The organism is Leyella stercorea (genome assembly GCF_021531355.1).
GTDB lineage: Bacteria > Bacteroidota > Bacteroidia > Bacteroidales > Bacteroidaceae > Prevotella.
This window is the reverse complement of the sequence record NZ_JADYTS010000210.1, coordinates 1-405: the sequence shown is the minus strand read 5'-3', so window position 1 is coordinate 405 and position 405 is coordinate 1. Positions and strand designations below refer to the sequence as shown.

The following is a 405-nucleotide window of genomic DNA, read 5'->3' as shown; positions in this document are numbered from 1 at the left end:
ACGCCTACGGCAAGGGATATATGTTCACCAATGGAACTGGTACGGGCAAGACATTTACGGGACTTGGCGTTGCCAAGCGACTTGTGAAGCAAGGCAAGGGACGTATACTTATCGTGACACCGAGCCAGAAGAAGGTGAGCGACTGGATAAAGGACGGACGCAACTTGAATATGGAGATTCGCGACCTTGACAACTGGGCTAAGGAGCGTGGCACAACGGCTACGACGGAGAGCGGCGAGGGCGTGGTGATCACCACATTCGCTAACTTCGGCGTGAACAAGAAGCTGCTGGAAACCAAGTGGGACGCTGTGATATACGACGAGAGCCACCGCATCATGGAGAACAAGAATGGTACGGAGACGGCACGCAGTATGCAGCACTACATGGTGACGAACAGAAGCGAGA

The 405-nt window shown here is 53.8% G+C and carries 1 protein-coding gene; it reads left to right on the top strand.

Going from position 1 to position 405, the window contains the following annotated elements:
* A partial coding sequence (locus tag I6E38_RS15110; RefSeq protein ID WP_235394743.1) for a DEAD/DEAH box helicase family protein occupies positions 1-405 on the top strand: 405 nt, incomplete at both ends.